Origin of the sequence: Actinomadura logoneensis (assembly GCF_003428695.1) — a bacterium.
GTDB lineage: Bacteria > Actinomycetota > Actinomycetes > Streptosporangiales > Streptosporangiaceae > Spirillospora > Spirillospora logoneensis.
In genome coordinates, this window is record NZ_QURH01000785.1 from 1 (window position 1) to 4,162 (window position 4,162).

At 72.3% G+C, this 4,162-nt stretch carries 2 protein-coding genes; one reads left to right on the top strand and one right to left on the bottom strand.

All coding sequences use genetic code 11. The features are described from left to right. Nucleotides 1-136 precede the first annotated feature (136 nt). Complete coding sequence (locus DZF91_RS42310) at nucleotides 137-514, bottom strand: TraR/DksA family transcriptional regulator (RefSeq protein WP_235834605.1); 378 nt, start codon at nucleotides 512-514, stop codon at nucleotides 137-139. A gap of 1,103 nt (nucleotides 515-1,617) precedes the next feature. On the opposite strand from DZF91_RS42310, the gene ileS reads away from it, so the two are divergent. Further along, nucleotides 1,618-4,162: isoleucine--tRNA ligase (gene ileS / locus DZF91_RS27385; protein WP_117360030.1), on the top strand; the 2,545-nt coding region annotated here is incomplete at its 3' end.

Sequence of the window (4,162 nt, forward strand, 5' to 3'; positions counted from 1 at the left end):
CACGCCGATCCGGCGCGGTCGGCCGCGCCCGCGCCCGCCGGACCCCCCGGGGCCGGGGGGCGCGGCCCGCTCGTCGTCCAGGGGGGCTCCTGGCGTCTCCGGTGTGCCCGCCGGGGGGCTGCTGGCTGAGGTCAATTCAGTGACGTTCCTCGCGTTGTTTGCAGGTCACGCACAGCGTCGCGCGGGGATAGGCCTGAAGGCGGGCTTTGCCGATCGGCTTGCCGCACGACTCGCACACCCCGTACGTCCCGGCGTCCATGCGCTGGATGGCCCGCTCGTTCTGCGCGAGCAGGTCACGGGAATTGTAGGTCAGGGCGAGCTCGTGTTCGCGCTCGTAGGTCTTGGCGCCCGCGTCGGCCTGGTCGTCCCCGGCCCCCTCGCCGCTCTCGTCGGCGATGTGCGAGGACAGCTCGGCGATCTCCGCCTCCAGGGCGGTGATGTTGGCCCCGAGCACGGCCCTGACCTCGGCGAGCTCGGTCTCGGTCCAGTTCGCCTCGTCCTGGCGGACGGGCAGTTCGGCGGCCTTCGTCTTGGCGCCCGCCGCGTCGGCGACCGTCGCGGCCCTGGTCGCCTTGGTGTTCGCCTTCGTGGTCACCTTCGTTTTCGCCCGCGTCCCGGTGGCGGACGCGGCCTTGGGCTTCGCCGTCTTGACGACGACCTTGGCGGCACTCTTGGCCCGAGCCTTCACCGGGGATTTCGCCGCGGATTTCGCCGGGGTCTTCGCGGGGTCCTTGACCGGGTCCTTGGCGGCCGTCTTTCCCTTGGCCACCACCTTGGTGGTCTTCCCCGCGGGCTTCGCGACAGGCTTGACCGGCGCTTTCGCAGGGGCCTTCACGGGGGCCTTCGCCGCCGCCTCGGCCCGGGTCCTCGTCGTCCCCGGGGCCTTGGACGGTGTCTTCGACGGGGACTTGGACGGGGACTTCGCCGGGCTCTTGGCGGGCGGCTTGGCCTTGGCGGCGGTCCTGGACGGGCGCTTGGCGGCCGTGCGTCCGGCGGTGCTCCGGGCGCCCGTCCGGGCGGTGCGGGCGCCGGCCGGAGCGGCCTCGCTCGCGCTGGTCTCCTCGACGGACGGTGCGGGCAGCATAGGTCCCCATTCCCCCTGATGGTGAGGCCCGGACGAGGCGTCCGGGCCGAGTACAGCCCGCAATATGCCCGGTGCCCCCGAGCCGAGAAACCCCCGGTTCGGCAGACATGCCCAACCTTTGCCAGCGTGACGCACCTCACATCCCGCCGTCCTCGGGCGGCCGGTGCCGGATCCCCGCCCGGCGGACCGCGCGGGCGATATGGGGAAGAGTTCGGACGCGCCGTGCGTTACCCTCTGTCCAGCAGTCTTGTCGGCAGGCGAAGATGGGGACACCTGCCGCCGAAGGCGGCCATGAGCGACCCGGGGACGGTGCGAGCCCGGGGGCCCGCGCGGCGGTCTGATCACCCCGGAGCCGCCGGAGGAACGGCCCGGCGCGTCCCAACGGACGGCGGGCCCAGTAGAACCGGCAGCCGGACGGCTCAACGAAGTGGGTCGCGTCCTCGCGCGCGGCCAAGGAGGGTGGTACCGCGGGGCCGCGCGCCTCGTCCCTCCGGAAACGTCGTCCGACACGTCGATCCGGAGGTCCGCCGACCGTGAGCCGTCAGTTCCGGCCCCTGCCCGCGCAGGTCGATCTGCCCGCCCTGGAGCGGGACATGCTGCGCCGCTGGCAGGAGAACAAGATCTTCGAGCGGTCGCTGGAGCGCACCGCGGGCGGCCCCCGCTGGGTGTTCTACGAGGGCCCGCCCACCGCCAACGGGATGCCCGGCGTCCACCACGTGGAGGCCCGCGTCTTCAAGGACGTCTTCCCGCGCTTCCGGACGATGAAGGGCTACCACGTCCCGCGCAAGGCGGGCTGGGACTGCCACGGCCTGCCCGTCGAGGTCGCCGTCGAGAAGGAGCTCGGCCTCACCGGCAAGCGGGACATCGAGGACTACGGCGTCGCGGAGTTCAACGACCGCTGCCGCGAGTCCGTCCTGCGCCACGTGGACGCCTTCGAGGAGATGACCGAGCGGATGGGCTACTGGGTCGACATGTCCCAGGCCTACCGCACGATGGACCCGTCCTACGTCGAGGCCGTCTGGTGGTCGCTGAAGCAGGTCTTCGACAAGGACCTGCTGTTCCGCGACTTCCGCATCACGCCGTACTGCCCGCGCTGCGGCACCGGCCTGTCCGACCACGAGCTGGGCCAGCCCGGCGGGTACGAGACCGTGTCCAGCCCCTCGGTGTACGTGCGGATGCCGGTCACCGCCGGCCCGCTCGCCGAGCTGGACGCCAAGCTGCTGATCTGGACGACCACGCCGTGGACGCTGGTGTCCAACACCGCCGTCGCCGTCCACCCGGACGTCACCTACGTCGCCGCCCGCCCGGCGGGTTCCGACGAGGTGCTGGTCGTGGCCGAGCCGCTGCTCGCGCGGGTGCTCGGCGAGGACGCCGAGGTCCTGGCGTCCTTCCAGGGCCGCGAGCTGGAGCGGACGCCGTACAGCCGGCCGTTCGAGCTGGTCGAGATCCCCGACGCGCACTACGTCGTGCTCGGCGACTACGTCACCGTCGAGGACGGCACCGGCCTCGTCCACCAGGCCCCCGCCTTCGGCGCCGACGACATGACCGTCTGCAAGAACTACGGCATGCCGATCGTCAACCCGGTCGGGCCGGACGGCCGGTTCCTCGGCACCGTCCCCATGGTCGGCGGGAAGTTCTTCAAGGACGCCGACGAGCAGCTCACCGAGGACCTGCGGATCCGCGGCCTGCTGTTCAAGGGCGGCCACTTCGACCACAGCTACCCGCACTGCTGGCGCTGCCACACCCCGCTGCTCTACTACGCGCTCCCCGCCTGGTACATCCGCACCACCGCCGTCAAGGAGCGGCTGCTGGAGGAGAACGCGAAGACCAACTGGTTCCCCGAGAACGTCAAGGAGGGCCGGTACGGCGAGTGGCTGCGCAACAACGTCGACTGGTCGCTGTCGCGCAGCCGCTACTGGGGCACCCCGCTGCCGCTGTGGGTCTGCGCCGACGACGAGGACCACATCACCTGCGTCGGCTCCCTCAAGGAGCTCGGTGAGCTGGCCGGGCGCGACCTGACCGCGCTCGAGCCGCACCGCCCGTACGTGGACGACGTCACCTTCCCGTGCCCGACCTGCGGCGGCACGGCCCGGCGCGTCCCGGACGTCATCGACGCCTGGTACGACTCGGGTTCGATGCCGTTCGCCCAGTGGGGCGCGCCGCACATGAACCAGGACGTGTTCGAGAAGTCCTACCCCGCGCAGTTCATCTGCGAGGCGCAGGACCAGACGCGCGGCTGGTTCTACTCGCTGATGGCCGTCGGCACGCTGGTGTTCGACCGCTCGTCCTACGAGAACGTGCTGTGCCTCGGCCTGATCCTCGCCGAGGACGGCCGCAAGATGAGCAAGCACCTCGGCAACGTGCTCCAGCCGATCCCGCTGATGGACCAGCACGGCGCGGACGCCCTGCGCTGGTACATGGCGGCCGGCGGGCTGCCCTGGGCCTCCCGCCGCGTCGGCCCCAACGTGCTGGAGGAGATCGTCCGCAAGGTGCTCCTCACCTACTGGAACACCGCGTCGTTCTTCGTCCTGTACGCCAACGCCGCCGGTGAGGGCGAGGGCAGGCGCGCCTGGACTCCGGACCGCGCCGCCGAGGCGCCCGCCCCGGCCGACCGCCCGCTGCTGGACCGGTGGGCGCTGGCCGAGCTGCACCGCACGGTCAAGGAGGTGGACGACGCGCTGGAGCAGTTCGACACCGCGCGCGCCGGACGCCGCCTCGCCGAGTTCGTCGACGACCTGTCCAACTGGTACGTGCGCCGGTCCCGGCGGCGGTTCTGGGCGGGCCCGGAGACGGCCGAGGGCGCCTCGGCGTTCGCGACCCTCTACGAGTGCCTGGAGACCCTGACCCGGCTCATGGCGCCGCTCACGCCGTTCATCACCGACCACGTGTGGGACGTCCTGCGGCCCGAGGACGCGCCCGAGTCGGTGCACCTCGCCGAGTGGCCGGCCGTCCGCGAGGACCTGCTCGACCCCGCCCTCACCGAGCACATGGCGCTCGTCCGGCGGCTGGTCGAGCTGGGCCGCGCGGCGCGCGTCGCGTCCGGCGTGCGCACCCGGCAGCCGCTCGGCCGCGCGCTCG